The following is a 26,908-nucleotide window of genomic DNA, read 5'->3' on the forward strand; positions in this document are numbered from 1 at the left end:
GCGCGGCCTCACCCCCTACGAGTACATCTGCAAGATCTTTACAAGCGAGCCGCAACGCTTCAGGCTCGATCCGCTCCTCCAAATGCCGGGACTAAACATCTAGCGGACCTTTGCACGGCTATGCTGAAGGGCAGGACGTGACCTGATTCAGACCTTCGCTGTTGTGGCTGAAGATCAGCAGCCATGTCCCCCGATTGCGAACATCCTTTGCTCACTGGACGGGGTTTGGCACTCGGCCCGCAAAGCCGTCTCCGCCGAAGAGCGGCCGCATAAGCCAATGACTTGGTCAATGGGCGCGTACCTGCACCCGCTCGCCGATCTCGTTCAGGATGCCATGGAGCACATCAAAGTCGGGGTGGCGCAGCCGCATCCAGGCATTAGCCATGTAGCCGGCCTCTACGGGCTGCGTCGGCGTGCCGGGTGTCGGGAAATGATGGCCGACCGCCAGGTCGCCGTACCTGCGGAACATCTCGTGGGCCCCCTCATAGCCTGCAATGCGCCCGTCACGATCAGGCCGCAACGCGATAATGCCGCAGGCATAGCGGCGCGAGGGCGCATAATCGGTGCGATGATGGCAGACTGCCAGGGCCCACTCACGGTAGAGATCGAACTCGTTGCCGGCGCTGTAGCTATCCCATTGCCCAACACCTGGCGGCCGGCAGCCGATCTCGGAGAACTTAAGGCCCTTGGGCCCAAAGAACCACTCCATGTGAGTTGCCGCAGTGCCGATGCCGAGCGCCTCGATCACCTGCCGCCCCATTTCCTTGACCTCCGCATAAGCGGGCGCGTCCATCCGGTTCGTGGCGATGATCTGAGGCGAGATCCAGCTGGCGCGCATCGCCTCGAGCACGTTTGGGAAGTAATGGCTGATGAAGTCATGCGTGACACAGCCTGCGATGGTGATTGTATCGTAGAAGCCTTCGTGCCCCTCGATGAACTCCTCGATAGCCACTGGAGCACCGTCGGCGAGGCCGCTTGCCCGTGCTGCGGCCGCGAGTTCGCCAGGGTTCCCGGCACGGAAGGTGCCCAGGGCGCCGGCGGCAGCGCGCGGTTTGATGATCACCGGGTAGCCAACGGCTTCGGCAAAGTCGCGTGCCTCCGCCGTGCTCGAGACACCAGTTGAGGCTGCGGTCGGCACGCCGGCGCGACGGAGCACCTCCTTCATCGCCACCTTGTCGCGGCAGAGATAAGCTGTTCGTGCCGAGATGCCCGGGATGGTGCAGCGCTCGCGCACATGGGCGGTTGGAAGAATATGCGCCTCAACCGTTGCTTCGAGTCGGTCGATCCACATTCGGCTTTGCGCCTCGCGCACCGCCCATTCGAGCGCGCCTTCGTCTGTTACCGAAGCGATCTGCTGATAGCCGCCGAGCCACCCCTTAGCCTCGTCGTCGATCCAGTCGTAAGGCCGCTCCCCGATCCCAAGCACGTTAGCGCCGATCGAGGCGAGGGCACGCACGAACTCGCGCTGGTTAGCCGGGAAGGCGGGCTCGATGAAGAGCACGTTCATATTGCGCCTGCGTCAGGGTATCAGTTGGTTGAGATAGACGGGCAGCATCTGCTGCCAAGTCGGCCAGTCGTGATCGTAGGCGGAGCCCCAGACATCGACCCGGTTCGGCACGCCCCTATCGCCGAGCAGATGCGCCATGCGCCAAGCCTCGTCAGGATCCTCCCAGCGCCCCTGGCCGGTTGCCATCAGAATAAAGCGTTGCTTTAGTGCATCAAGGATCGGACCTTGGCCAAGACCGGGCATAAAGCAGATCGGCGCCGAGAAGTAGTAATCCGGAGTTCCCTGGAAGCCGAGCAGGCGCTCGAGATCGTAGGTGCCGCTCATCCCGATCGCAGCGCGAAAGAGCCAAGGATAACGGCAGGTCACCGCGACTGCCTTGAAGGCACCGATCGAAGCGCCGGCCGTGACCACCTCAATGCTACCGTCACGACAATCGGCACGGATTGCCGGGACAGCTTCATGGGCCACATAGTCCTCGAACTGGTTCAGCAGCCAGCAGCGGTACTCGACCGAGCCCCACTTCGCCGCAAGCGCGCGCCCAGCGATGCTATCGCAACAATAGACTTTGATGCGGCCGGCTTCGATCATCGGCCCGATCGCGCCGATCAGCCCCATTCGCTCTGGCTCCTCGGCATCGCCGCCCGCGGTCGGAAAGAGCAGGACTGGCTGGCCCCAGTAGCCCCAGCGGATCAGGGTAATCTCCTGCTCCAGCCGCGGCGAATACCACCTAGAACCCGTCTTGATCACCGCGCGCGCCCTCCTGTTCGCGCCACAGCTGAACGCGGTCCCAGAACAACTCGGTGAACTCCTCGACCTCGTGCGCAGGGAAAATGGCGCTCACCTTCTGGTGGATCGCATCGCGCATTCGCTCCGAGCCAAAGAAGTCGTAGGCAAGCGCGTCGAGGTGGCCGAGCCGGGTGCGGCAGAAATCGCGGAACCGTTCGGTCTCGAAGCGCTCGTGCGCAATGCGGGCGTACTCCCGCAGCCGCTCACGGGGCTCAAGGTCGCGGTCTGCGACCGCGTAAAACGGCTCCCAGTCGAGGTTCCGGCGCATTTTGCGCCCCGTCGCGGCGCAGAAGATCGACCAGCGCAGGTTCGCCTTGATCAGCCAGGGGAAGTGGTAGTGCAGCGAGGTTACCTGGCTGTCCGGGCAGGCATTAGCGAAGTCGATGGGATGCCAGACGCCGTGGCGCGCCAATGCCTCACAGGAGTTAAAGTCCCAGCCGAAGAAGGCATTGATGGTGAGCGTCATATCCTCGAGCACTGACGCGTCCTCAGGTGGCAGGAAGCCGATATCCATGCGGTAGCGGTCGTGCAGCGCGGCAGAGGGATCGTAGTTCACTTTGCGGAGCTGCGGACCCAGCCCAACACAGCGCACGAACCAGTCGTAGGGCAGGACCGCGGCCTGCAGGTTCATCACCTCGGTGCCGCTAGCGTCGTAGGCCTTCTGGAAGCCGGCAAGATCATCGATCTTGGTCACGCCCTTCCAGCCGCCGCCATGATAAGGCTTCATGAAAAAGGGATAGCCGATCTTGGCCCCGATCTCCTCGAGCGAGAACATGCGGGCATACTGCCTGAGCGTCGCTTCGAGATCGTCGGTCTCGTCATAGGCCTTGGGCGGCAGCAGCCAGGTCTCCGGGACCGGCAGGCCAAGGCGCATCATCGCGCCGTAGGAGGTGTGCTTCTCATTCGACTGCAGAGACCAGGGATTGTTATAGACGTAGAGATCGTTGAGCACGATCGCCTTCTTGATCCATTCGCGGCTGGTCGAGTACCAGTGCGTCAGGCGGTCGATGACCACGTCATACTTCACCGGCTGCTGCAGGTTGAAGGGCTCGATCGTCACTCTTTCGCAGTGGAAGCGCAGCCTGTCACCACCGTGCTCAAAATCGAGCCTTAGGCCCTCCAGCAAACTCTCGTAGCAGATCGGCCAGCAGATGTCGGCGCCCAGCGACAAGCCGATGTTAACGGTACGTTCGCCCATCTCCTCCCTCCCGTTGCGGGATCGGGAAGGGCAAACGCGGCCGTTAGTGCTCTTGTTCCTGCTCCCGGCGCAGCACCCACATCAGCCCATCACGCAGTTGATCGCGCCAGTTGTGCCAGTGGTGCCCGTCCCAGGCACTCTTGAAAAGGACATTGATGCCGCGCTCGCTCAAGAAATTTGCCAGCGCTTGGTTCTCCTCGGCCAGTCCCTCGAGCTCGCCCGTCGAGACGAAAGCACGGGCTCCGGGTACCTGCGGTGCCCGCCGCAGAGCGCGCACAAGGCGCGCGATGCGGTGGAAGACTGGGTGAGGCCGGTGCTCGAGCTTGCGCTCGTCCAGGATGAAGGATCCGGACTGCAGCACGAGTCCGCCAAAAACGCCAGGATAGCGGAAGGCAGTTGAAAGCGAGGCTACGGCCCCGAGGCTGGCGCCCATCACGACCCGATCCTCGGGTTCCTCCGAGATCCGGTAGCGGCTCTGAAGAACCGGCAAGAGCTCTCGCACAAGGTAGCGCGCATGCCTGCGCCCACGGGCATATTCGCCCATCCGGTCGCGGGTTTGAACCAGCGCCGCCACAACGGGTGGAATGTCGCCTGCCTCAATCAGGTTGTCGAGCGAAACGGAAAGGTCAGCGTAGGAGACGAAATCCTGGCCGTCATGAATGATGACCAGGGGGTAAGGTCGTTCCGCCGCATAGCCGGCAGGTAAATAGACCCGCTCTTCGCGGCGCTCACCAAACGCAGCGCTCCCAACCTCCACGGCTTCGATGCGCCCGGCGGGAGCCCCACGCGGCTCGCTCCACTCAGGGCGTGTGTAGCCATAGGTCCGGCACTCCGAATTCTCACCAAACGGATCGCGGGCCCGCGCCGGGTTGAGTGGATCCAGGATCCACTCCTCGCCGCCGTGCCGCCCGATCGCCAGCTTGTACTCGAACCGACCCCCGTCCGTGACAGGCAGGCGCAGCAGCCAAAGGTCGGTTCCCGACACCGGCTCAAAGTGGGCGCGTTCACCGGCGTGGATCCATCGCAGGAGATCAATATGGTCCGCCCCGCCCCGCCAGACGAAGGTCACCGCCCCCGGCTCGACGAGCGGGAACTCATGGTTCGCCAGGAAATCGTCAATGGCTGCTGGTGCGGGCTGGCCGTTGGCCAGCAGCTCCGCAACCTGGGGGTGGCGCCGTACCGACGATGCCTCATCGGCTGCGCCAAACCCAGGCTGACTCAGGTGAATGTTCATGTAACGTACTAACCTGCTCGATGAGGAGATCACAACGGGATAGCATTGAGCGATTGCTCCCGCAGAGCGCGTCAGGTAGGGGGCAGCTGCCCGGATTGCAACGCGGCGGGTGGGGCTTCGGAAGGCGCAGGGCCGTCAGGTTGCACCGACTGGGCGACCAGCCAATCGACTACAGCCATCTGCGCCTCATGGTCGCCGGCCCCCGCTGCAAGGGCGTCGTGATAGACTTTGAGCTGCTGATCGGCGCTGGTTCCGCGCTGCGCGATGGTGCGGGCATGCTCCACTTCAGAGATGCAGCCGAGCTCTTCTGCATGAGGCCGGAGGATTTCGATCAGCTCGTCGATGAGTTCGGGTAGCGGCACGACAATTCCCTTGCCGAAGTCCGCCAGCTCGGCCTCAACCCCATATCGCTGTGCCCGCCACTTGTTCTCCAGGATCAGGATGCGCCGGTACTGGCGCCACCGCTGGTTGTTGTTCCGCAGGTGCAGCAGGAAGGCCAAGATTGACTGATAGAGTGCCGCGATCGTCAGGCCGTCTTCAAGCCAGGTGCAAACATCGCAGATCCGGATCTCGAGCGTTGGATGGCGCGAGCTGGGCCGGAGGTCCCACCAGATCTTCGTCGGATCGGTGACGACGCCGGTCGCGGCGAGATCCTCGAGGAGCTCGGTCCAGTCGTTCCAGCTCTCGAAGACCTCCGGCAGACCAGACCGGGGCAGGTCGCCAATGATGATGGGCCGGAAAGCCTTGAGGCCGGTATCATGGCCCTCCCAGAAGGGGGATGAGGTGCTGAGGGCGAGAAGATGCGGCATGAAATAGCTGACCTGGTTCATCAGGTCGACGCGCAGGTTCAGGTCCTCAATCCCGGCATGGACATGCATTCCGCAGATCGCCATCCGCCGCGCCAGGCTGCGGTTCTCGGCGCCGAGGATACGGTAGCGCTCCATGTCCACCGGCTCCTGGTCACGCCAATGCGACCAGGGATGGGTTGAGGCCGCGATCATTCGCATGCCGAATTCCTCGGCCGAGGCAGCAACGGCCTGACGTAGTTCAAGTAGTTCTGCGCGCGCTTCGCCTACCGTGCGGCAGACACCGGTGCCGATCTCGACCTGGCTCTGGAGGAACTCGTGGGTGACACGGGAGCCGAGGATCTCCTTGCACCGCGCCATAAAGCCGGCCGGCTGCCGTCCGGCCAGCGCCCGCGTTTCCGGGTCGATAAGAAGGTACTCCTCCTCGATCCCGATCGGGAAAGCCTCGTAACGAATGCTCATTTGCTACTCCCGACCTTGCTACAGGAGCCACTGGGATGCGACGCTATACGCATGGTCACTCCCGAAACGAACCCGGCAACAAGTTGCGGGTTCCGCTAAGGCCAACGTTCGGCCGCTAGCGCTGCTCTTAGTGGTGCATCCGGCATGTTCAGGGGGTATAATTGCGGCTTGCTGGCCTGCTGGCGGGAGGTGACCCATGACACCGATCTGCTTACGGGATTTGACCGTTGAGGAGCGTGCACGGGTCCAGACGTTGGCCCACGCGCGCACCGCTCCGGCTCAGATGGTGCAACGGGCTCAAATCATCTGGCGTGCCCGTCACGGAGAGAGCGCATCCGCCATTGCCGCCCGGCTGGGCCTGGATGGCGAGACGGTGCGTCGGCGCATCCACCGCTTCAATGCAGAAGGAGTGGAAGCCCTCAAGGACCGGCATCGCTCCGGACGCCCGCCCACCTATCCGCCTGAGCAAACCGCCACCGTGATCGGCACGGCGCTGACCAAGCCCCTGACGCTCGGGCTGCCGTTTGCCGCCTGGACGCTCGACCGGCTGGCCGCCTACCTGCACGAGGTCAAAGGCATCGCGATGCAGCGCAGTCGCATTGACGAGATCCTGCTCCACGAGGGCTTGCGCTGGCGCAAGCACGAGACCTGGTTCGGCGAGCGGGTTGATCCGGCCTTCGCCGAAAAAAGGGGGCGATTGAAACGCTCTACACTACGCCACCCGTGGGCAGTTGCGTAATCTGCCTGGATGAGATGGGGCCGGTGAGCGCCAAGAGCTACGCAGGTCGAGCGCTGGTGCGAACAAAGACGCGGCCGGCCGAACGGGCGAAGCAGGAGATCGACTATGGGCGGCGCGCCAAAGGCTACATCTTCGGGGCCTTCTGTCCTGCGACGGGCGAAGCGTTCACGCATCCCTATCCCGGGCGCGGCGGAGCGCACTGGGTTGCCTTCCTGGAGCATGTTGAGACTTGGATCCCGAGGACGACCAAACGGGTGTATGCGATTATGGACAACCTGAGTTCCCATCGCACGACGGACGTGCTGCTGTTTCTGCTCGCGCATCCGTGCTGGGAGATGGTGTTCCAGCCCAAATACGCCGCGTACCTCAACCTGATCGAGCCGTGGTGGAAGATCCTGCGCTCCCTGGCACTGGCGGGCCGGCGCTTCGAGACCTGGGACGAGATCATCGATGCGATCGACCGCGCCACCGTCTACTGGAATGCGCACCGCCATCCCTTTGTCTGGGGCAAACGCCGCCGGCATCGGCCGCGTCGCTCCCCCGGGATCGCCCTCCTGCCGAGAGCCGCATGACTTACCGGATGAACCACTTAGAGCGGCATTTGTTGGGGCTTCGTGGATGATCCAGAAACTCAACCAGCAACAAGCAGCAAGGCATGGGTGGAGGTCTGGAACTGGCGAGGTGAAAGTAGTCCTGATGTCTGCTTAGGATAAGGACACTGGGCGTTCCTGGAGTGCAAGGCGGCACGGAGCACGATACTGGGCGTTGCGCCACCCCATCTCTGGCCCAAGACACGGAAGCATCGAGTTCCCAAGGATGTGCTGCAATGCTGGATGGCCGTATCAACGACTTTGCCGCGACTTGGCCGCGACAGAGCACACCTGTTGCGGTAGCATGATCTGGCCGATGCGTGTGGACAGAGCTCGCGAGCCTCTCCGCCGCGGCGTGGAGGGCTTTCGCATGTCGGGCCGTTCGATACACATCAAGGTCGATGGAAGAACCTATTCCGGAACCTCCGTCGTCGACCGCAAGGTTCTGACCGTCACCACCACCTACGGAAGAAGGGCCGCCGAGATCAATCCGCGGGTGGCCCATGAGGCACTGGCCCATCAGCTGCTTCAGGATCTGGTCCGAGAGGAGAAAGGCCGCAAGGGCTCGACCTTGTGACCACCATCCTGGCAGGCTGGCTCTTGATCTCGATCGTGCTCGACCTCTCGGCTGCCGGGTTCGACAGCACGAGGGGTGAGATAGGATGGCACTCGTCCTGACTCAGCCATTATTCCCTGGACGTAGCAGCACAAGGAGGTCCCCACCGGCACGGTCACCACACGAAGACCAACTATCGGAATTAGACTTGCCGATCTTCGCAGGTCTGGAGGTCGCCATGTACGTCGTGATCCGCAAGTTCAACCGCATGAGTTCGGTCGCTGAGGCGGCCCGTCGCGCGGAGAGCGGCCTTGGCCGAATGTTGAAGCAAACACCAGGGTTCCAGGGCTATTGCGTGTTCGATGCCGGCGATGGCGTCGGTGGATCAATCAGCTTGTTTGAGAACCAGGAGGCTGCCATTGCAGCCAACGAGAAGGCATTGACCTGGATTCGGGCGAGCCTGACGGATGTCATCGACGGTGAGCCTGAAATCACCATGGGTGTGGTTCTGGCCACCGTGACACCTTGAACAGGCATGTTTCAGTTCTCCAGGCTGCAGGATCAGCAATGAGCTTAGCTATTCAGAAGTCGAGACCCGCCAAAGGCTTGTTCCCACTCGTCGTGCCGTTAGCGCCTCGCTGACGAGCTCTCGCGCCCGTCAATCTGTTGGCCAATCAGCGCGATGGCGCGCTGGTAGACGGAAGCGGCATTCCAGGCCTGGATCGCGCTGAAGTTGGCTTCGTCAGGCTGATAGCCCGCACCAGCGCGCCAGCCATGGGCCTTGGGAAAATTGGCCGTTGAGGCAAGTGCGTTCGCTGCGATGTTCAGATCGCCGCCAGTGCCGTAGTTCAGAATGCTCTTGGGCAGGAACTGGGTTTGACCGATCTCGCCATGCATGGAGCCACGCGTGTCCGGCGAGAGGACGCCACGGTCGATCAGGGTCAGGGTGGCATAGAGTTGTTAAGCGAAGAAGGCTGACCGCCGGCAGTCGTAGGCGAGCGTTGCCACAGCCGAGAGGGTTTTCTGGTTTCCGCGCTGCCGGCCAAAGGCCGTCTCCATGCCCCAGATCGCCAGGAGCGGCCCCGGCGGGACGCCATAGCGCTGCTCAAGCGATGCGAAGAGCGCCGCCTGAGACTGCTTGAGCGCACGCCCGCGCGCAACGATCGTTCGACCACCCCGCTTGGCGAGGAACTGGTCGAGCGATAGGCGGAAGCTCCTCTGCCCACGGTCGGCAGCTATGGTCGCTGTCGCATAGGTTGTCCCCATGACAGCTGCCACAGCCGCGGCGCTGACGCCTCTTCCTCTTGCTTCATCAGCAAACCGCGGCTTCCAGGCCTCGAACCCAGCCGCCGTGCTGCCGCACTGGGCTGCGCCTGCCGTGGTGGTGATCCCGGCGAACGACACCAAGGCGACGACACGGGCGATTTTGAACTGGTTTCTAGTGATCACTCGCACGTCCTTTCACCTGCGCTGCTTCGGACGACACAATGACGTGCCATCAGGGCCAAGATGCGACGGGACCACCTGCTCCCACGTCCTTCGCGTGCCGCGCCCTCAGGCAAGAGGGTGCACGGTCACCCGGCACGCCACCGCGCGGGCGGGACGGCTTCATTCCAGGGTAATGGCTCCCAGCCCGAAGCCCGTGTTGCCGTGGGTAATCCAAATCTCTCCCTGTCCAAGCATCATCCCCTTGTCCCGGACGAAGACTGTCTCGAAGGTCGATTGCGCGACAATCTCCTTGATGCGCGGATCCATGACTGTGTCCTTCGCCGCCACAAGCTGGTCGCGGTTGCGGATCGTCCGCTTGGCCTTTGCTGTCACCGTCAGAGGGTAGTGCACGACCCGAGAGAGGAGTGCGATCTCGCCGGATCGAAACGCCGCCTTGACGCGCCTGAAGCTGTAATAGGCCTCTAAGGGATCGAAGTTCAGGCTGCGGTAGCTGGCCTCGATCTCGGGCGAGAGCTTCGGCCGGGAGAACTCTGCTTCCGGCGTCCTGACGGGCAGATCCATGGACCGTCGCAACTCCTGTACAAGGAGGTTCAGCGCCCGATGGCGGTCATAAAGGGCCTGCAACGTTGGCGAACGGGCCTGAGATGCCCCGATGGCGAGGGATCCCGTGATCTCCTGTTCGATCCCCTTCGCGTCGCCACCTGTATGTCGCCACTTTCTAGAGGCAACCATCGTCTCCAGTTCGTCCTCGAGCTGATTGCTTACGATCCAGATCCGCTCCTCGACCTCGGCAAGAACCTGCTCATGCGATGGCCTGAAGCCAGGACCTTTCGCGATGTCCGAGGGCAGGGCCTCCATGGCCTCTCGGGGCTTGAGGCTCTGCGGTTCGCTGGCCGGATACCGCGGATCGACTTTGTAGGTCCTCCCGAAGACCCCGACAAAGAAAGGATCCGCATGGGCGGGGAGGTTGGTGAGCAGAACCAGCAGGCTTGCGGACAGCACGAGAGCCTGGGCGGGAAAGCCGGTCATTGCCGCCTCCCTTCTGAAGGAACTCAGCCAACCGATTATACGCCTTGATTGGCGAGACAGGAACGGGCGAACAATCACCCATTTGGGGCTGGCCGCCCTCCCGGCTTCCTTGGTTGCCGACTCTAGCCAATCGGATTGATGTCATCCACCAGACGAAGCAGGTCGGTCATCAGAAACGTACCCGGTTTTGCTGAAGGCAGCGTCGGCTTCCAGTTCTTTGCCTGCCAGAGGAAAGATTTGGTGTCTCCATGGATGAGACCCACGAAAACCTCAGAGACGAGGATCGAGCCCACGGGACCTAAGCGCACGCCGTTATGGCGAACCTGCGCCTCCTTCAAGATGTAGTACCAAAGCGGGGTTTCCTTATGCAGGCCCTGCTTCTTGGCCACCTGTCCGTCTGGCCCGCTCGCGATCTCCTCGGGGGTGAGAGGGTTCTTGACCCTCATTGCCTTTGCAACGTCTTGGCCTGAGGGCAATCCAAGATTGACGCCGCGCTTCATATTGCGGAACGCCAGATTGCCACCGCCGCCCGGCAAGGTATGCAATTCCGGGACTAAGAACGGATCCAACTTCCGTGCATGGTTGAGGGTAAAATCAGGTGTGCCTTCCGGGGTGCCGAGATCGTAAAAGCGGCGCCAGTCAATGATCCAGTTGCTCGGCAGCACGGGAACCGGCAGGGGCCCTGTGGGCGGGTTCGGGGCGAGATCACCAATGATTTGACCTGAGAGGCCGCTAAACCCGAAAATGAGTCGGAAATCAGCAGGGGGATTATGAAAGACCCGGTTGTGGCTGTAGGTCTGGCGAACCATGCTGTGGCCGAGCCTGTAGGCGGCGGCCGAAAACTCAACCGGCATATACGGCGTCTTCTTGAAGCGATAGAACTTACGCCCATCATGCAGGATCTTCGCCACGATCCCTGGCTCGGTGAGGCGTTCCACGAAGTCATGAAGCACCATCCACTGGTAGTGCCAGGTTACCGTTCTACGTGCCTCGGCAAAGATATCGGCCGGTGGTGTAGGGGACCCTGCGAGAAGATCACAAACCTTGTTGTGGAACTTCAGGAAGGCGAGATGGGTCTGAGCGACGAGCAGGTTCTCATCGTTGCGATGATCGCCGATTAGAGCAAAGCCTTCGGGGCTGCGGGGGAGATCGTTGCGAAAGCTCCCAGTGACACCACCAAAGCTGACATTGATGTTTTTGCCGATGAGCAGTTTGGGGCCGTGCTTGCTCGTATTCTCGGGGTTGCGGGCATACAGATGCGGACTGCCGTCAGGCCCGAGGCCGTAAACCGCGTCAAGATCTAAGCTCGGGGTCCGGAAGTTCTCAATGCCGAGCGGGTCCTTGTCCTTCTCGGAGAGGGAGGTCAGATCAAGAGTTATGTCGTGGTCAATGAACTGTCCCAGGTAAGTGAAGCCTGCAGGGATTTTTGGGTTGTCCCGCGTGGTATCAGTCGGATCTGGATCCAGCATCGCGTCCGCGAGGGCCTGCAGCTTAGCATCACTCACCTCCAGAGGTGGGAGCTTGGGGAACATACGGCCAAACATGCCCGGGTCTTTGTTGCCGGACAGGGTATCAAGATGCTCCCGCTTGGCATGTCGACCCGCGATGCCATGCCCGGGGATGACCTTCACGGCATCAGCCGCCATGGAGGTTGTTTTGAGAACTTCCTTTGGTGGAATAGCCGCTGCCCTGCCTGCAGGTGTCTTTGAAGCAGGTGTCCTTACATCGTTTGGCATTGGATTCCCCTTGTTCTCGCTCTGGGCTAGAGCGTGTTTCCCAACATGCTGTTCTCTACTTGCCTCTGATCTGACGACTCGGGTGTTATGCGCCCGCTCATGCCTTAGATTACCATAGATCTCGGGAAGGATGATCTATGTTCACTGGAGCACAGAGTGGAAATTCTGAGAATTGCCTTTAGTGAACAGAGGTGGGTTGGGCTTGTTGCTGGGCCGGAGACAGATCGGAGGCCCAGCCTGGAACCTATCCTTGTGCTCCTTGCTATTGCGGGAATGGCGATTCGTGCCATAGCACAGTCGGGACTCATAACCCTGAATATGACTTGTGCCCGGGTCAGAGGGATTGTGGCCTCTCAAGGCGCGGGGGCTGTACACAGGACCGGCGACCTACGACCGTTGCGTTCGGGGCTCAGGCTTCTGCACACTCGGAGAAACAGTGCACCCTGCCTGGATAAGAACGGTTGATGCTACCCGATGCCCTGTCGGAGGAGTTTGCCGGTCAGTCAAGATCGAGAACGGGCGATAAGCAGGATCGATGAGGCAGCACATCTAACGATCAAGGGCTCGGCGGAGTGGTTGGTGCGAGACCGGAATGTCTCTTGATGGCAGATTTCGTTGGAAAACTCCCGGGCGCTGCCGGGTCCGTCTATTACTAGCGTCAGAGCACCAGGTCAGGACCAGCATCCTGTATGCCAGCAACGCGAAAACTGGCACTTGCGGACTTTCTCAACAGTATCGGCACTTTCCGGACGTGGGCCGAATTTCCGCTTTTGACAGGATCACCGGACGTTACTGACATTGAACGAATTTCACTGCCTGACCCCCAGCGGACCTTCCAAAGTGCGCGTGAGAGCAAGGAATAGCAACCTCTGGGCTGCGCTGCAGCCGACATGCTGCTGGATCAGCCAAACTACTTATAATACAAGCTTGATGCTGACTATCACTGGCGTGTGGATCCAACGAGCTATGAAGTAAGGTATCAATATGCGACCTCAGGCAGTGGTATGGCTCGTCCTGCCTGCTGGCTGTAGAGAGTGCTGCTGCTACGCTCGGTCAAGGCACGGCAGCATGTCTTATCACCATTCGTGCAAACCCATCTTTGAAGGCCTTGATCGAGGCTATGACCGTTGACACCTTGGTCACGAAGGATAGGCTCAAGTTCATTGAACTAATCGACGACTCGTGGGTCTAAACACAATAGAGCAGGCTGGATTGGGCCGTTTTCAAGCCCAGCCGTCAACCTGAGCGAAGCGTGTCAGGAGGCATACTGGCAATGGTGACCAGACGAACTCTCCTCACAGCCGCCTTGGCGGCCGGACTTCTTCCAAAAGCGGGTTTCGCTGCAACCAGGATCCGCATGGGCGAACTCTATAATCACGACGGGTCCTTCTCCCCACGCGCAGATGAGCTGAAGGGAACACGCATTGCCATGCAGGGTTTCATGGCGCCCCATCTGAAGGTCGACTCCGACTTCTTCATCTTGTCGAACACACCGGTCGAGACCTGCCCCTTCTGTGCATCGGAGGGTGAATGGATCGACTCAATCGTGTTTGTGCGCATGCGCGCCAGACAGGAGATGGCTGCGCCTGGAACACTCATCCTGGTGCAGGGAACGCTAGAGGTTGGTCCTGCAACTGACCCGACAACTGGCTTCGTCAGTAAGGTCCGGCTGACAGACGCAGTCTTCCAGAGGGCGGGTGCGTGAACCCGCATGAGGCTGAGGTAGGCCTTTCAGTCTTCCAACTTGGAGTCTCCTTCTACGATGCTACTGGTGACCGGTTCAATGCTCTGTCCGGCATCACTGCACAGTTCAAACCCGGTCAAATTACCGCCATTGTCGGCCCATCGGGTTCTGGAAAAACAACCCTCCTGCATTGCATCGCGGGCATTCTCGTTCCGAGCTCAGGCGAGATTCGTCATGGGGGCGTGATCGTCAGTTCCTTGGGGGAGAGCGCTCGTGACGCATGGCGCCGTCACAACTGCGGAATGGTGTTTCAGGATTTTCGCCTCATCGACGAACTCACCGTGCTTGAGAATGTCACTACGCCGGCGCTGTTCGGTCACTATCGGGTTCCTTCAATCCTGCGCGAACGGGGCTCCACGCTTATTCGCGATTTCGGGCTGCTGGAGCGTTCCGTTCCGACGTCGCGCCTGTCCCGTGGCGAGCGGCAGCGGGTCGCCCTTGCCCGCGCTCTCCTGATGGATCCTGCGATCATCCTCGCGGACGAACCGACCGCCAGCCTCGATCGCGCAAATGCCGCCTCGGTCGCCGAAACCCTTGAGGGCCTCGCCGGGCAGGGGAAGGCTGTCGTATGTGTCACTCATGATGACCTGCTCGTTTCCCGGGCACATGAGGTGATTTCATTAAAGGCTGGGCGGATTGGCCCGCCTGCCGTGGATCCGTTCCTTGGGCTCCGAGCGGGAGACCGCGCATGAATCCCTGGCCCATTGTACGGGCGTTCCTCGTCCGGCATCGCTGGGCCGCCCTCGCGTTCGTCTTCCTCGTTGCAGCAGGTGTCAGCCTTGCAGTCGCGCTCGTTTCCCAAGAACGCGCCTTGCGCACTGGCAGCGCCCGTGCGGCCGATCGTTTCGATCTGATCGTGGCAGCCCCTGGTAGCCAAACCGATGTCTTGCTTACTACTGTGTTTCTGCGCCCTGGAACGACCAAACTGCTCCCGCCAGAAGTAACAGCGCGACTCTTAAACGATAAACGGGCGGCGTTTGTGGCTCCGATTGGCTTCGGAGACAGCCACCGCGGCGCGCCCATTGTTGGAACAACGAGCCAGCTCGTCATTCATCTATCGAACGAATTGCAGGAAGGCCGAGTTTTCGCCCGCCGAGAGGAGGCGGTTGTGGGAGCTGCCTCGCCCATGAAGGTCGGTGAGACTTTCCAACCGATGCACGGCATCCCACGGGACGGCAACCCGGAGGAAGACACTGATCCTCACGAGCATGGTGCAATGATCACGGTGGTAGGCCGGATGAAGCCGACAGGCTCGCCGTGGGATAGCGCCATCATGATGCCGGTCGAGCTCGTTTGGCAGCTCCATTCGCTCCCTGATGGCCACGAGGAAGGCAACGAAGCAGTCGGCCCGCCCTTCGATCCTGCCCGGACGCCCGGCGTCCCGGCGGCAGTGGTTAGACCTGCTACGATCGCCGCCGCGTATCAGCTTCGCAATGCCTATACGACCAACGAGTCCATGGCGTTCTTTCCCGCCGAAGCGCTGACCCGTCTCTATTCTGTCATGGGCGACTTGCGCCAGCTCATGAGCCTGCTCGCCATAGTCACACAAGCGCTTGTCTTGATGGCCATCGTGATGGGTGTGTTATTGTTGTTCCGGTTTCTCGTACCACAGCTCATCACCCTAAGGGCTCTGGGCGCTCCTCGACTCTTCATTGCTGCCATTGCTTGGGGCTTTACCGCAACACTGGTGCTCGCCGGTGTGGGGCTCGGCCTTGTGGCCGGATATGGGCTCTCATATGGAGTTAGCCAGTGGCTTGCCGCTGATACTGGCGTGGAGCTTACCCCAACACTCGCCTTAAGCGAGTACCTCATCGCAGCTAGCATACTAGCCACAGGATGGATCTTGGCTCTTCTGCCCGCATACGTTGTTCAGCGACGATCGCTCGCGATTTCCCTTGCAGAGAGCTAAACAAAGCTCCCGCTCATTTGCCTTTTCCATCGGTGCTGATCTCAGCACTAAACAACCAGGAGGAAGTAATCGATGCATTCGACTCTAAGGAAACTGAGACACGCTCTGGTGGTCGGAACTTTGATTGCAGGCCCGGCCATTGCTCAAGACGTTGCACCAGCGCACACCGAGACCGTGAAGCGCATCATGGACAGCCAATCCTTCAAAACGGCAGTCGACGCGCTCCAGAAGGACCATGACCGCTGGATCAGCGAGGTCATCAAGCTGACCGAGATCCCGGCACCGCCATTCAAGGAGCAGGAGCGGGCCAAGGCCTACATGGAGATGTTCAAGGCGCATGGCCTGAGCGACGTCGAACTCGACGAGGAAGGCAACGCCATTGGCGTGCGGAAGGGCACCGGAGGAGGTCCGCTGGTGGTGGTGTCCGCCCACCTCGACACCGTCTTTCCCGAGGGAACGGACGTCAAGGTCAAGCGGGACGGCACCCGCTTGGCGGCCCCAGGGGTCGGCGACGACAGCGCCGGACTCGCCACCCTTCTCAGCATCGTCCGCGCGATGGATGCCGCCGGGATCAAGACGAAGAGCGACATCGTCTTCCTGGGCGACGTCGGAGAGGAAGGCCTCGGCGATTTGCGCGGCGTGCGCTACTTCTTTACCAAGGGCAAATACAAGGACCAGGTCAAGTACTTCTACTCGCTCGATGGCAGCAGCACGACTCGCCTCACGAACTGCGGCGTCGGGTCAAAGCGCTACCGGGTGACCTACAAGGGTCCTGGCGGGCACAGCTTTGGCGCGTTCGGGCTCGTCAATCCTATGGCCGCCATGTCTCAGACTGTGGTCGAGATGTACAAGATCCAGACGCCCGCCAAGCCTAAGACCACGTACTCGGCAAGCGTGACTCAAGGGGGTACCTCGGTGAACTCGATCCCGAACGAGGTCTGGATGGAGTTCGACATGCGCTCCGAAGACGCCAAGGAACTCGACCGCCTCGAGAAGCGCTTCCTGGCCATCGTGAACCAGTCCTTGGAGACGGAGAACTTTGCTCGGTCAACCAAGGAAGGATCGATCACGGCGGACATCAAACTCGTGGGTGACAGGCCTGCGGGGCGGACGGACGAGAAGACGGATCTTGTGCAACTCACGACGGCCGCCTTCCTGGCGAACGGGAGCAAGCCGACCTATGAGTGCGGCTCGACCGACTCGAACATGCCCATGAGCTTGGGCATACCGGCGGTCACGATACCCCGCGTTGCCAAGGCGGACCGCTCCCACTCGCTCGATGAGTGGATCGACACCGATCCGGAGAGCAACCACACGGTAAAGAAGACGATTCTGACTACCGTGCTGGCGGTCTCTGGGGCTCAATGATGATGGATGGGCTGGACCAGGCACTTGCGCCCGGTCCAGCCCATGGCTAGTTGGCCCTCGTTGCTGGATGCTGTTCACCGCGTTGGTGAACTCGGAGCGGTTCGACATGGCAACAGGCGCGTCCAGGGTTCTGGCCTGGTAGGCCATCGGACACTGAGGGTTAGTACATCAAGGCGAGGTCTGCCACTGAGACAGGTTGCGGTTGATAATAGAGGCTGCCCCGGCTGATCCCGAGTTCCTCGGCTTGCCGGGCCAGCGGCAGTGCATGCAAGCGGTCGATCATCGCTTTGCGCTCGGCCACGTTCCGGCTTTGCCGAGCGCGTGCTCTAAAAAATTCGTTGGCCAGCGTCAGCTCACCGATCTTGGCGTGCAGCGTCTTCACGTCCACCAGCGGGTTGGCGGCTGCAGCCTTCTCGGATCCAAACACGTCGGCCGCCCCGTCGAGGAGCTGCGCCTTCCACTGGGTGATCTGGTTGGGATGGATATCAAACTGTTGGGCCAATTCGGCCAGGGTCTTCTCGCCCTTCACGGCAGCCAAGGCCACTTTGGCCTTGAAAGCCGGAGAGTGGTTCCGGCGGGATCTCTTGCTCATCGCTTCTCCTGTTCGGCAGCCATTCTGGCCGCTTTCAGGCAGAAACTCCACTTATCCCTCTGTTCAAATTCTCCAAGCCAGCTCTACCCTTGACGATCTCTGCGCCGCTAGCAGTTCAATCCTGTAGGTGGAGATGTGCGTCGTCATTGTTCTATGCGGTGGCAGCCATGAAGACATTGAGCCTGATCCTCATCGCGATGGCTGGACTGTCGACGGAAGCCATCGCTCAACCTCGACCCTTAAGCCTTGCCATGAGTTGCGGCCAAGCCCGCTCCCTTGTCGCTAATCGAGGCGCAATCGTTCTGGGCACAGGACGCTACACCTACGACCGCTACGTCAGCAGCCAAGCCTTCTGCTTGCGTAATGAGTACGTTCGGCCCGCTTGGGTGCCCACGGCTGATACCCCGCAGTGCCCCGTTGGATATACCTGCGTGGATGATCCACCTTGGTTCTTTGATAGATAGGAGACGGGAAGGTATTCCGAGGGCGATCCATAGGCTGGGCCATGGAGCCTATAGGCCAAGGTTAACTCGCGGTTAACTTCCTCCAGCCAGGCTCCGACCTCAACCTTGGTGGAGCCTTCGTAATGCGTACCCTCAAGACCTCGGTCAGCATCCTTTTGGCAGCCACCGTGCTTGGCCCGCTCTTCGCCTTGGTAGCGTATGCTGCTACCATCGTCGCCGCAGCCATGGTCGCTTCATGAGAGCGGCCCAGGGAACGTTGAGCAGCATCCCATCAGTCGCTGCTCCCAGTCTCCCAGAGGATTTGTTTTACAGGGTAAGGAGATGCTGATGCCCCAGGCCAATCATGCACCCGCTGGGGCACCGTCATGTCTGGATGGCGCTCGGTCGACGCTCTGCTGGTGGGCTAAGGCGAACGACCGCTCCTGGCACGGAGCCGAAGTAAGCCGAACGTCCGATTGCGCAAGGGTTAGCGGACCTTTGCACGGCTATGCTGAAGGGCAGGACGTGACCCGGAAGCGACATTCCGCGATGCAGCGTGGATCGGCAGCCTCATTCGACCTCGGTTCGGAGCACCACCCCGTCCGCTGGCAACCACGCATCGGTCTGGAGCCTGTAGCCAACCCCAGTCTCCGTTAGGATGTGCCGGGGCTGGTCGGGCCGCTCCTCTAGCTTCTGGCGAAGTTGGCGCACGTAGATCCGCAGATACTGCACGTCGACCTTCGGTCCCCACACCTCCTGCATGATCATGCGGTGGGTCAGCACCTTGCCGGCATGGAGCACGAGCAGGCGCAGGATGTCCCATTCCTTGTTGGAGAGCTTCACCTCCGCCCCGCACGCCGTCACGAGCCGGCGGGTGAGGTCGACGGATAGGTCGCCGTGCGTGAACACGGGTTCGGCTCCCTGCCGCTGGACTCGGTGGCGCAGGGCCGTGCGGATGCGGGCAACAAGCTCGGCCATGCCGAACGGCTTTGTCACGTAGTCGTCGGCGCCGAGGTCGAGCGCCTCCACCTTGCCCGGCTCGTCGCCACGGCTCGACAGGACGATAATCGCCACCTTCGATCCCGCAGCCCGGAGCTGTCGGATCACCTCGAGGCCATCCTGGTCCGGCAGCCCGAGATCGAGGAGCACGACCTCGGGCGCCTCGCGAGCGACGACATCGAAGGCGACCCGCGCGCTCCCGGCCTCCAGGATCCGGTAGCCCTGGACCGCGAGGCTGGTGCGGAGCAATCGCCTGATCGGCGGCTCGTCGTCCACGATGAGGAGGGGAATGTTGCCACGGGCGCTCATTCGGCGGCATCCTCCTGGGGCGTGACAGTGAAGACGGTTTCCGGGAATGTGATGGTGAAGACCGCCCCTAGCCCGTCGAGCCGGTTGGCCGCTTGGATCGTCCCTTCGAGAACCTCGACGAAGCCGCGGCAGATGGATAGCCCGAGCCCGGTCCCGGCATGCTGCCGGTCGCCCTTGTTTACGCGGTGAAACATCTCGAACACCCGTTCCAGATCGCTGGCCGGGATGCCTGGCCCCTCGTCGCTGATGGTGAGCTCCACCTTCCGCTCATTGCCGTTGGCACTGATCGCAGTCGTCGAACCAGGCGGCGAGTACTTGGCGGCATTGTCCAGAAGGTTGACCAGCACCTGCTCGAACAGCACGACATCAAGGTCGAGCATGGGGAGACTGGGTGGGAGGTCGACCACTATCTGGTGCTGGCCGAGCTCAATGGACAATAGCTGCAGAACAGAAAGGCCCATGAGCGATCCAGCGCTTTCGTCCGGGATCGCCAACGCCTTCGGGCCGAGTATTGCGACTGCACAGGATCTTGGTAGCATCGGATACCCGCCGCTCCAATATTGGAGCGCGAGAGCGGAACCTCTGGGAGGAACGACTTGAAACGGGCCATTTTGCATATCTTCGCCCTGACCGCCGCGGCACTCATCGCCGCACCGGCCGCGGCCCAGACCTGGCCGCAGCGGCCCATCTCGCTGATAGTGCCCTTTGCGGCGGGCGGAGGCACCGACGCCTTCGCACGCCCGCTTGCCCAGCAGCTCGACAATCAACTCGGAATGCGCGTCATAGTCGACAATCGGGCGGGGGCGGGCGGAAACACGGGCGCGGCTGCCGCCGCCAGGGCTGAGCCCGACGGCTACACCTTCTTCGTCGGTGCTACCCACCACGTCATCGCGCCCTCAATGTACACCAATCTCACGTACGATCTGCAGAAAGACTTTGTCCCGATCGGCATGGTGTCCCAGGTTCCGCATGTGGTGGTGGTGCACCCGCAGAAGGTGCCCGCGAAGACGTTGACCGAGCTCATGGCATCGGCGAAGGCCAATCCCGGCAAGCTGAACTACGGCTCGGCGGGCCCCGGCACAGCGCACCATCTCGCGGGCGAGATGTTCAAGCTCCTCACCGGCACGAACATCGTCCACGTACCCTACCGCGGCGCCGGCCCGGCGATGCAGGATCTCTTAGCCGGGCAGATCGACATGGCCTTCGACGGGCTCGGCAGCTCCGCCGCCCAGATCTCCGGGGGGCAGATCCGTGCGCTGGCCGTCGCCGCTCCGAAGCGCTCGCCGGCGTTCCCCGACGTGCCGACCGCCGCAGAGGCCGGCGTGCCGGGTTATGAGGTGTCCACATTTTATGCGCTCTGGGCGCCCAAGGGCACGCCGGCCTCGATTGTTGAGCGAATGACTAAGGAATTGCAGACCGCCCTTCAGGCGCCCACCATCCGTGAGGCCTGGATCCGGCAGGGATCGGAGACCCCGACCTTGACTGGTGCGGAGTTCGGCGCCTTTGTCGGCTCGGAGATCTCCCGCTGGGCCAAGGTCGTGAAGGACGCCGGGTTGAAGCTGGAGGAGGCCAAGTAGTCCGCCGCCGACGAGAAGGGCCGATCCCGCCCGTTCGGGATCGGCCCGTCGGGATGCCCGTCGTCCAGCATGCGTGGAACCCGCAATGGGAGAGGCGCACGACGAGGAGCGCGTCTCCTGGATCTCCTGATCGGCTCGACTTCGTGCTATCGCCGTTCTTACTGAGGTCGGCTAATGGGATGGTGCGGCCGTGCTCCTGCTCCGCTTGCCTGAAAGCTGTGGGGCTTCGAGCCACGCAAGGAGCACGTCCCATGTCATGGTCTTCCTCCTCGCTGACCTAAGTTAAATTTCCGCAGTGACGGGGTTAGCGGACTTCCAAAGCTTGCACAGGGTTTAAGGGAGGCTAAGCATGAGGTTCTACAGCTCGAGGTCCGGAACGGCCGACGCCTCCTCGTTCCTAGAGGATCTCCTCGACACGCTGACGGAGAGGGGGCGGGCCCTGCTTGGTCGCAAGGGTGATCGGGAGGCCATTCCACAACTCGACCTGATTGCCATGAGCGAATTGCTCTTATCGCGCAGGGGTGAGGCATCCGGCGTGGCTTTGGCGCAGACCCTGTTAGCAAGCTATGGCACCGCAACAGGCAAAGGCCGCCTTGCATTCCTCCAAGCTCTTGCTGATCGTTTCGGACCCGATCGCCGCCGGGTCGAGCATGCGATCGAAGCTGTTCGCAAAGATCATGGAACGGAAGCACTGGAGGCGCTGCATGCCGCAGCCGAGCCTCGACGACAGGAACTGTTCCGGAGACTCAATCTCGCCCCAGGTGGTACCGCAGCCCTGATCAGAATGCGTGCGGAGCTTAGCGACCACGTCAAGGAAAAACCTGAACTGCGGTGCGTCGATGCTGATTTTGCTCATCTTTTCTCGTCCTGGTTTAATCGGGGGTTCCTGGTGCTGCGGCCGATCGACTGGACCACACCTGCCAACATTCTGGAGAAGATCATCCGCTACGAGGCGGTGCATGCGATCGAGAACTGGGATGACCTGCGCAATCGCCTTGAGCCTGAGGATCGCCGCTGCTACGGCTTCTTCCACCCGCAGCTTGTCGACGAACCGCTAATCTTTGTCGAGGTCGCACTGACAAGGGAGCCTCCCGCTGCAATCAGCCCGCTCCTCGATCTGGCTCGCACGCCGATCGCGGCGATCGAGGCAACGACCGCGGTTTTCTACTCGATCTCGAACACGCAGAGAGGTCTGGGTGGCGTTACCTTCGGCAACTTCTTGATCAAGCAGGTTGTGGAGAACCTCAAGCGGGAGTTGCCGAACCTAAGGACATTCGTGACCCTCTCACCTGTCCCGAGCTTTGCGGCATGGCTTGCTCGTGAGCGTATGGCGGAAGGATCAGCCTGCCTGGATACCGCGACCAAAGAAATGCTGATGGTCCTCGATGAACCAGACTGGAGCAGTGACCCAGGGAAGGCGGAGAAGGTTCGTGATGTCCTTCTCCCAGCTGCAGCCTACTACTTCCTGAAGGTCAAGGATCCCAAAGGTCGTCCGGTCGATCCGGTCGCCCGCTTCCATCTCGGCAACGGGGCGCGGCTCGAGCGCCTGAACTTCCTGGGTGACGTCTCCGCCAAGGGCCTGAAGCAGGCCCATGGACTTATGGTGAACTACCTCTACGCTCTCGATGAGATCGAGAAGAACCATGAGGACTTCGCTGAGAAGGGCGTGGTGGCCGCCTCGCATGGAGTCCGCAAAGCTCTGCGAGCCGATCTGCCCTCCCGCGATCCGGTGCCCACCCCATGACCGCAACGATCCCAAATTCCTTGACCGGGTCCATCATCGACCCCCGCTTCGGAGCGCATGCCATGAACGCGAACCTGTTTAATCGGCTCGAACGCTCGATCACCGATCCAGAGAAGACGGCCATCACCACACCGGACAGTGAGACGGTCAGCTATGCCGACCTGATCGCCTTGTCGGGCCGGTTGGCTAACGTGCTCGTCACCCGCGGGGTCAAGCCAGGCGACCGGGTTGCGGTTCAGGTCGAGAAGTCGGTCCCGGCTCTCGTGCTGTATCTTGCCACTGTCCGGGCCGGTGCTGTCTATCTGCCGCTCAACACCGCCTACACCTTGGCGGAGCTGGAGTACTTCATCGGCGATGCCGAGCCCTCGCTCGTCGTCTGCGATCCTTCCAAACGCCAAGGGATCGAGCAACTGGCTGCGAAAGTGGGAGCGGCCGTCGAAGCGCTCGATGCCGCAGGGCAGGGCTCTCTCATGGAGGCGGCCGCCGATGCCCCTGACGCGTTCGAGACGGTGCAGAGGGCGGGCGATGACCTTGCTGCGATCCTCTACACCTCGGGCACAACCGGCCGCTCCAAGGGTGCCATGCTCACCCATGACAACCTCGTCTCGAATGCCCTGACCCTGATTGACGCTTGGCGCTTCACGGCAGACGATGTGCTGATCCATGCTCTCCCGATCTACCACACCCATGGGCTGTTTGTGGCGAGCAACGTCATCCTGTTCTCCGGCGCGTCAATGATCTTCCTGCCCAAGTTCGATGCCGATGAGGTCCTCGGACTTATGCCTCGTGCCACAGCGTTGATGGGAGTGCCCACCTTCTACGTTCGCCTTCTGCAGCATCCAGGGCTCACCAAGGAGGTCACCTCCGGGATGCGCCTGTTCGTGTCGGGCTCGGCGCCTCTGCTGGCCGAGACCCATCGGGAGTGGAGCGCGCGCACGGGTCACGCCGTCCTGGAGCGCTATGGCATGACTGAGACGAACATGAACACCTCCAATCCCTATGACGGTGACAGGGTACCAGGTGCCGTCGGTCTGCCGCTGCCCGGTGTATCGGCTCGCATCACCAACCCGGAGACCGGTGAAGAATTGGGAGCGAACGAGACCGGCATGATCGAGGTGAAGGGTCCGAACGTGTTCAAGGGCTACTGGCGCATGCCGGAGAAGACCGCCTCCGAGTTCCGCCCCGACGGCTTCTTCATCACGGGCGATCTCGGCAAGATGGATGAGCGTGGTTACGTGTACATCCTTGGCCGCGGCAAGGACCTGGTGATCACCGGCGGCTTCAACGTCTATCCGAAGGAGATCGAGGACGAGATCGATGCCATTCCGGGCGTGTTCGAGAGTGCCGTGATCGGCGTGCCGCACAAGGACTTCGGCGAGGGGGTGACGGCTGTCGTCGTGCGCTCGAAGGAGGCAGAGGTCGACGAGATGGCAATCTTGGCGGCACTTGAGGGCCGCCTGGCGAAGTTCAAACTCCCGAAACGCGTTGTCTTCGTCGATGATCTCCCGCGCAACACCATGGGCAAGGTGCAGAAGAACGTGCTGCGTGAGAAGTTTGCCAACGTTTACCTTCCGTAGGTCCTAGCCCTTTCCCATGGAGCAGAGGGTAGCACAAGGAGATCATGTGAACTGCCAAGTGTCGGCTTCTGGGAGGTTCTGCTGATCTATACCTGTTCACAGAATTTTTCACGGCGTGAGTTGGGATGTGTTCTAACTTCAGCTTTGAGCGAAGGAGCTTTGCTCTGTCCCTCAAATCTGTGAAAGTAGTAGCTAGTGCCGGACGGCTCAGACAAAGACTCGGGCTTATTTTGGTCCGGACGAGAGAAGCTGAGATTCTGGATTCAAGTTCCACAGAGTGTCTTCAACAGATTCGAAGGTTTACCGAACATCCCCGTTAACTCGTTACGATAGGGAACTGCCTTGACTGAACCGTGCGACCTCTCTGCTCGTGAAGCGCGCCGACTGATCGGCCGCAAGTCCCTCTCGCCCGTGGAATTACTGGAGAGCTGTCTTACGCGCATCGAGCAGGTGAACCCTGCCGTCAATGCCTTCGTCGCCCTTGATGTGCCAGGGGCTCGATCTGCAGCCAAACAGGCTGAGGATGCGGTCATGCGCGGGGACGATCTGCCGCTGCTGCACGGGCTTCCGGCTGGCATCAAGGATCTCGACGAGACGGCAGGGCTTCGCACCACGTGGGGTAGTACCATCTACCGGGATCATGTTCCGACTCAGGACGCTGGGATGGTTGCCCGTATTCGGTCAGCGGGCGGACTGGTACTCGGCAAAACCAATACGCCTGAATGGGGTCTTGGCGCGAACACACGCAACGCGGTCTATGGTGCAACCGGCAATCCCTTCGATCCGGCAAAATCCTGCGCAGGCTCATCCGGCGGCTCTGCGGTCGCGCTGGCAGCGAACATGGTCCCGCTTTGCACCGGATCCGACATGGGGGGCTCTCTGCGCAATCCGGCGGCCTTTTGCGGCATTGTCGGTTTTCGCCCAAGTCCGGGGCTTGTTCCATCTGAGAAGCGAGTTCTAGGCTGGTCGCCGCTCTCCGTGCTTGGGCCGATGGCCCGCAACGTAGGAGATCTTTGTCTGCTCCTGTCCGCCATGGCCTCGGATGATGCACGCGACCCTCTGGCATATACAATGCACGGAGCAGGTGTACGCAGCGCGCCCGGTTTGTTCTGGCCGCCGCGGCAGGTCGATCTTACACAGCTGCGTGTAGCGGCAAGTGAAGACTTCGGCCAGGCACCGGTTGAACGGATCGTCCGTGAGGCCTTCCAAGTCCGGGTAGAAGCCTGCAAGCCAATGGTTCGCGAACTGGCCTTCGCTCACCCCGATTGCAGCGGAGCCGATGAGAGTTTTGCTGTTCTCAGGGCAGCTGGCGTTCTTGCTACTCATCTCGAGCGGTACAGGACCCGCCCGGGGGAGTGTGGCCCGAACCTTCAGGCCAATGTCGAGGAGGGCCTACACTACAGACTCGAAGACTACGCTCGTGCCCATGCGACGCAGACACAGATCTATCAATCTTTTCAGAGATTCTTTCAGTCCCATGATGTTCTGATCACGCCTGCCATCACGATCAGCCCGCGGCCATGGCGGGAGCTCTATCCGACGGAGATCGATGGGCAGCGGACGCGCAACTACTTCCACTGGCTGGCGATGGCGTACTATGTGACCCTGTCAGGCCACCCTGCTGTTTGTCTGCCCGTTGGGCTTGATGCGAAGGGAATGCCTTTCGGCCTGCAGATTGTAGGCCCCCGAGGAGGAGACGCCTTCGTTCTAAGCGTCGCGGCTGCACTTGAGGAAGCGTTCAACGGTTCCCCAACACTTCGTCGGCCAGTTCCCAACATTGAGCAACTCCGCGTGGCTCCCCCGATCAGCAGCATGGATGGGTTTCTTGGCTGGATGTGAGCTCACGCCGCAGAGGTGTGTCGCTAAGTGAAGGCAACTCCAGCTCGCGGCGCCATGTCTGAGTCGCGTCCACTGAAGTCTGACGGGTTATCATGCGTTGTGATCCGGAACCTCGACCAAGGATACATCCAGGATGGTCTTACTCTCAGGCCCGCCGACATTGCTCATTCGGTCGTGGCCGGGAAGGGGACCTCCCCTGGCGTAGCGGACCGAACCTCAACGCGCCTTCCCGGGCGTCCGGCGCGGGGCAATTGGGCGGCACATTGCAGGCTGCACCACAGATCATCCATCCGATTACCGTGTTCCCGGTGAGTTCGCTGAAGCAACTCTTATTTCGAGACTGTCCAGGAGGACCCTGCCGTGATTACACCGCAAAGTTAGAATGTCCTGATCCTACAAAGTAGGAATGTCACACTCCCCGCTTGTGAATGAGGCGGGAGAAGGCGGATGGGACTGACTGCGATGAGCGAGCGCGATCTTCAGCCGATTGAGGTTCTATCGAAGGTTATCGATGGCCGCACGATGGTGCTTCGAACAGGATGGTGATGCAGTTGCGTAAGGCACGAGCGGGCAATTTGCGACAGGGAGTGGCTCTGCTGAGCTAGGGATTCGGCCTAACGGGAAACAACCCATCTCGTAAGAACCCTCGGCGTGTGATGAGCTGTGCGGGCCGGAGCCTGACGCACGAGCCGGATCGAATGGGTTCTACGCTGTA

21 protein-coding genes and 3 pseudogenes are annotated in these 26,908 nt (G+C 61.2%); 13 read left to right on the forward strand and 11 right to left on the reverse strand.

The genetic code is table 11. The features are described from left to right. Window positions 1–103 (forward strand): annotated as a pseudogene (locus IC232_RS32600) (IS481 family transposase); the annotation flags it as partial. 183 nt (window positions 104–286) lie between these two features. Here the strand turns inward: IC232_RS32600 and IC232_RS26940 are convergent. The 5 genes from IC232_RS26940 to IC232_RS26960 all read right to left on the reverse strand — a co-directional run bounded on the left by IC232_RS26940 (window position 287) and on the right by IC232_RS26960 (window position 5,993). Beyond that, window positions 287–1,507 carry an acetyl-CoA carboxylase biotin carboxylase subunit family protein gene (locus IC232_RS26940; RefSeq protein WP_190848037.1) on the reverse strand — a complete coding sequence of 407 codons (1,221 nt, stop codon included), beginning with the start codon at window positions 1,505–1,507 and terminating at the stop codon, window positions 287–289. A 12-nt stretch (window positions 1,508–1,519) separates the two neighbouring features. Continuing rightward, window positions 1,520–2,254, reverse strand: a complete 735-nt coding sequence (locus IC232_RS26945; protein ID WP_210335521.1) for an esterase family protein — start codon at window positions 2,252–2,254, stop codon at window positions 1,520–1,522. Beyond that, window positions 2,235–3,491, reverse strand: coding sequence for a RimK family alpha-L-glutamate ligase (locus IC232_RS26950; RefSeq protein ID WP_190848038.1), 1,257 nt, complete (start codon window positions 3,489–3,491; stop codon window positions 2,235–2,237). Before IC232_RS26950 ends, IC232_RS26945 begins: the two co-directional genes overlap by 20 nt. Before the next feature lie 43 nt (window positions 3,492–3,534). Beyond that, on the reverse strand, window positions 3,535–4,725 hold the full coding sequence (locus IC232_RS26955; protein WP_190848039.1) for an alpha/beta hydrolase-fold protein: 1,191 nt from the start codon (window positions 4,723–4,725) through the stop codon (window positions 3,535–3,537). 71 nt (window positions 4,726–4,796) lie between these two features. Continuing rightward, window positions 4,797–5,993, reverse strand: a complete 1,197-nt coding sequence (locus IC232_RS26960; protein ID WP_210335522.1) for a carboxylate-amine ligase — start codon at window positions 5,991–5,993, stop codon at window positions 4,797–4,799. 196 nt (window positions 5,994–6,189) lie between these two features. Between IC232_RS26960 and IC232_RS26965 the strand changes: the two genes are divergently transcribed. The 4 genes from IC232_RS26965 (at window position 6,190) to IC232_RS26980 (ending at window position 8,407) form a co-directional block, all read left to right on the forward strand. Beyond that, window positions 6,190–6,732: a helix-turn-helix domain-containing protein gene (locus IC232_RS26965; RefSeq protein ID WP_190848040.1), complete on the forward strand. Its 543-nt coding sequence runs from the start codon at window positions 6,190–6,192 to the stop codon at window positions 6,730–6,732. A 14-nt stretch (window positions 6,733–6,746) separates the two neighbouring features. Continuing rightward, window positions 6,747–7,304, forward strand: coding sequence for a transposase (locus IC232_RS26970; RefSeq protein WP_190848041.1), 558 nt, complete (start codon window positions 6,747–6,749; stop codon window positions 7,302–7,304). A gap of 334 nt (window positions 7,305–7,638) precedes the next feature. Continuing rightward, window positions 7,639–7,899, forward strand: a complete 261-nt coding sequence (locus IC232_RS26975; RefSeq protein WP_246812434.1) for a hypothetical protein — start codon at window positions 7,639–7,641, stop codon at window positions 7,897–7,899. Between the two features lie 187 nt (window positions 7,900–8,086). Further along, entirely contained in the window at window positions 8,087–8,407 is a 321-nt protein-coding gene (locus IC232_RS26980; protein ID WP_312895243.1) for a hypothetical protein, read from the forward strand. A gap of 98 nt (window positions 8,408–8,505) precedes the next feature. Here the strand turns inward: IC232_RS26980 and IC232_RS26985 are convergent. The 3 genes and pseudogenes from IC232_RS26985 to IC232_RS26995 all read right to left on the reverse strand — a co-directional run bounded on the left by IC232_RS26985 (window position 8,506) and on the right by IC232_RS26995 (window position 12,002). Beyond that, window positions 8,506–9,303, reverse strand: a pseudogene (locus IC232_RS26985) (lytic transglycosylase domain-containing protein). 183 nt (window positions 9,304–9,486) lie between these two features. After that, window positions 9,487–10,356 (reverse strand): hypothetical protein, encoded by an 870-nt coding sequence (locus tag IC232_RS26990; protein ID WP_190848042.1) that lies wholly within the window; start codon window positions 10,354–10,356, stop codon window positions 9,487–9,489. A gap of 122 nt (window positions 10,357–10,478) precedes the next feature. Then, window positions 10,479–12,002: a peroxidase family protein gene (locus tag IC232_RS26995; RefSeq protein ID WP_190848043.1), complete on the reverse strand. Its 1,524-nt coding sequence runs from the start codon at window positions 12,000–12,002 to the stop codon at window positions 10,479–10,481. Between the two features lie 1,363 nt (window positions 12,003–13,365). Here IC232_RS26995 and IC232_RS27000 point away from each other — a divergent pair. The 4 genes from IC232_RS27000 (at window position 13,366) to IC232_RS27015 (ending at window position 17,113) form a co-directional block, all read left to right on the forward strand. Beyond that, the gene (locus tag IC232_RS27000; RefSeq protein ID WP_190848044.1) at window positions 13,366–13,797 is read left to right on the forward strand and encodes a hypothetical protein; all 432 of its coding nucleotides are present in this window, start codon (window positions 13,366–13,368) and stop codon (window positions 13,795–13,797) included. After that, on the forward strand, window positions 13,794–14,528 hold the full coding sequence (locus IC232_RS27005; protein WP_190848045.1) for an ABC transporter ATP-binding protein: 735 nt from the start codon (window positions 13,794–13,796) through the stop codon (window positions 14,526–14,528). Before IC232_RS27000 ends, IC232_RS27005 begins: the two co-directional genes overlap by 4 nt. Then, window positions 14,525–15,745, forward strand: a complete 1,221-nt coding sequence (locus IC232_RS27010; RefSeq protein WP_190848046.1) for an ABC transporter permease — start codon at window positions 14,525–14,527, stop codon at window positions 15,743–15,745. Before IC232_RS27005 ends, IC232_RS27010 begins: the two co-directional genes overlap by 4 nt. Before the next feature lie 72 nt (window positions 15,746–15,817). Continuing rightward, entirely contained in the window at window positions 15,818–17,113 is a 1,296-nt protein-coding gene (locus tag IC232_RS27015) for a M20/M25/M40 family metallo-hydrolase (protein ID WP_190848047.1), read from the forward strand. A gap of 166 nt (window positions 17,114–17,279) precedes the next feature. Here the strand turns inward: IC232_RS27015 and IC232_RS27020 are convergent. The 3 genes and pseudogenes from IC232_RS27020 to IC232_RS27030 form a co-directional block, all read right to left on the reverse strand. Further along, window positions 17,280–17,705 (reverse strand): annotated as a pseudogene (locus tag IC232_RS27020) (transposase); the annotation flags it as partial. A gap of 1,013 nt (window positions 17,706–18,718) precedes the next feature. Further along, the gene (locus IC232_RS27025) at window positions 18,719–19,456 is read right to left on the reverse strand and encodes a response regulator (RefSeq protein ID WP_190848048.1); all 738 of its coding nucleotides are present in this window, start codon (window positions 19,454–19,456) and stop codon (window positions 18,719–18,721) included. Next, on the reverse strand, window positions 19,453–19,917 hold the full coding sequence (locus IC232_RS27030) for a sensor histidine kinase (protein ID WP_409564975.1): 465 nt from the start codon (window positions 19,915–19,917) through the stop codon (window positions 19,453–19,455). The genes IC232_RS27025 and IC232_RS27030 overlap by 4 nt, the downstream gene beginning before the upstream one ends. A 135-nt stretch (window positions 19,918–20,052) precedes the next feature. On the opposite strand from IC232_RS27030, the gene IC232_RS27035 reads away from it, so the two are divergent. The 4 genes from IC232_RS27035 (at window position 20,053) to IC232_RS27050 (ending at window position 26,193) form a co-directional block, all read left to right on the forward strand. After that, window positions 20,053–21,033 (forward strand): Bug family tripartite tricarboxylate transporter substrate binding protein, encoded by a 981-nt coding sequence (locus IC232_RS27035; RefSeq protein WP_190848050.1) that lies wholly within the window; start codon window positions 20,053–20,055, stop codon window positions 21,031–21,033. A gap of 349 nt (window positions 21,034–21,382) precedes the next feature. Then, a complete protein-coding gene (locus tag IC232_RS27040; protein WP_190848051.1) occupies window positions 21,383–22,777 on the forward strand; it encodes a malonyl-CoA decarboxylase in 1,395 nt (464 codons plus the stop codon). Window positions 22,778–22,839: 62 nt separating this feature from the next. Further along, window positions 22,840–24,354 (forward strand): malonate--CoA ligase, encoded by a 1,515-nt coding sequence (locus IC232_RS27045; protein WP_190848057.1) that lies wholly within the window; start codon window positions 22,840–22,842, stop codon window positions 24,352–24,354. Between the two features lie 342 nt (window positions 24,355–24,696). Continuing rightward, window positions 24,697–26,193: an amidase gene (locus IC232_RS27050; protein ID WP_190848052.1), complete on the forward strand. Its 1,497-nt coding sequence runs from the start codon at window positions 24,697–24,699 to the stop codon at window positions 26,191–26,193. The last annotated feature ends 715 nt before the right edge of the window (window positions 26,194–26,908 follow it).

The sequence above is a fragment of the Microvirga sp. genome (assembly GCF_014699075.1).
Lineage (GTDB): Bacteria > Pseudomonadota > Alphaproteobacteria > Rhizobiales > Beijerinckiaceae > Microvirga.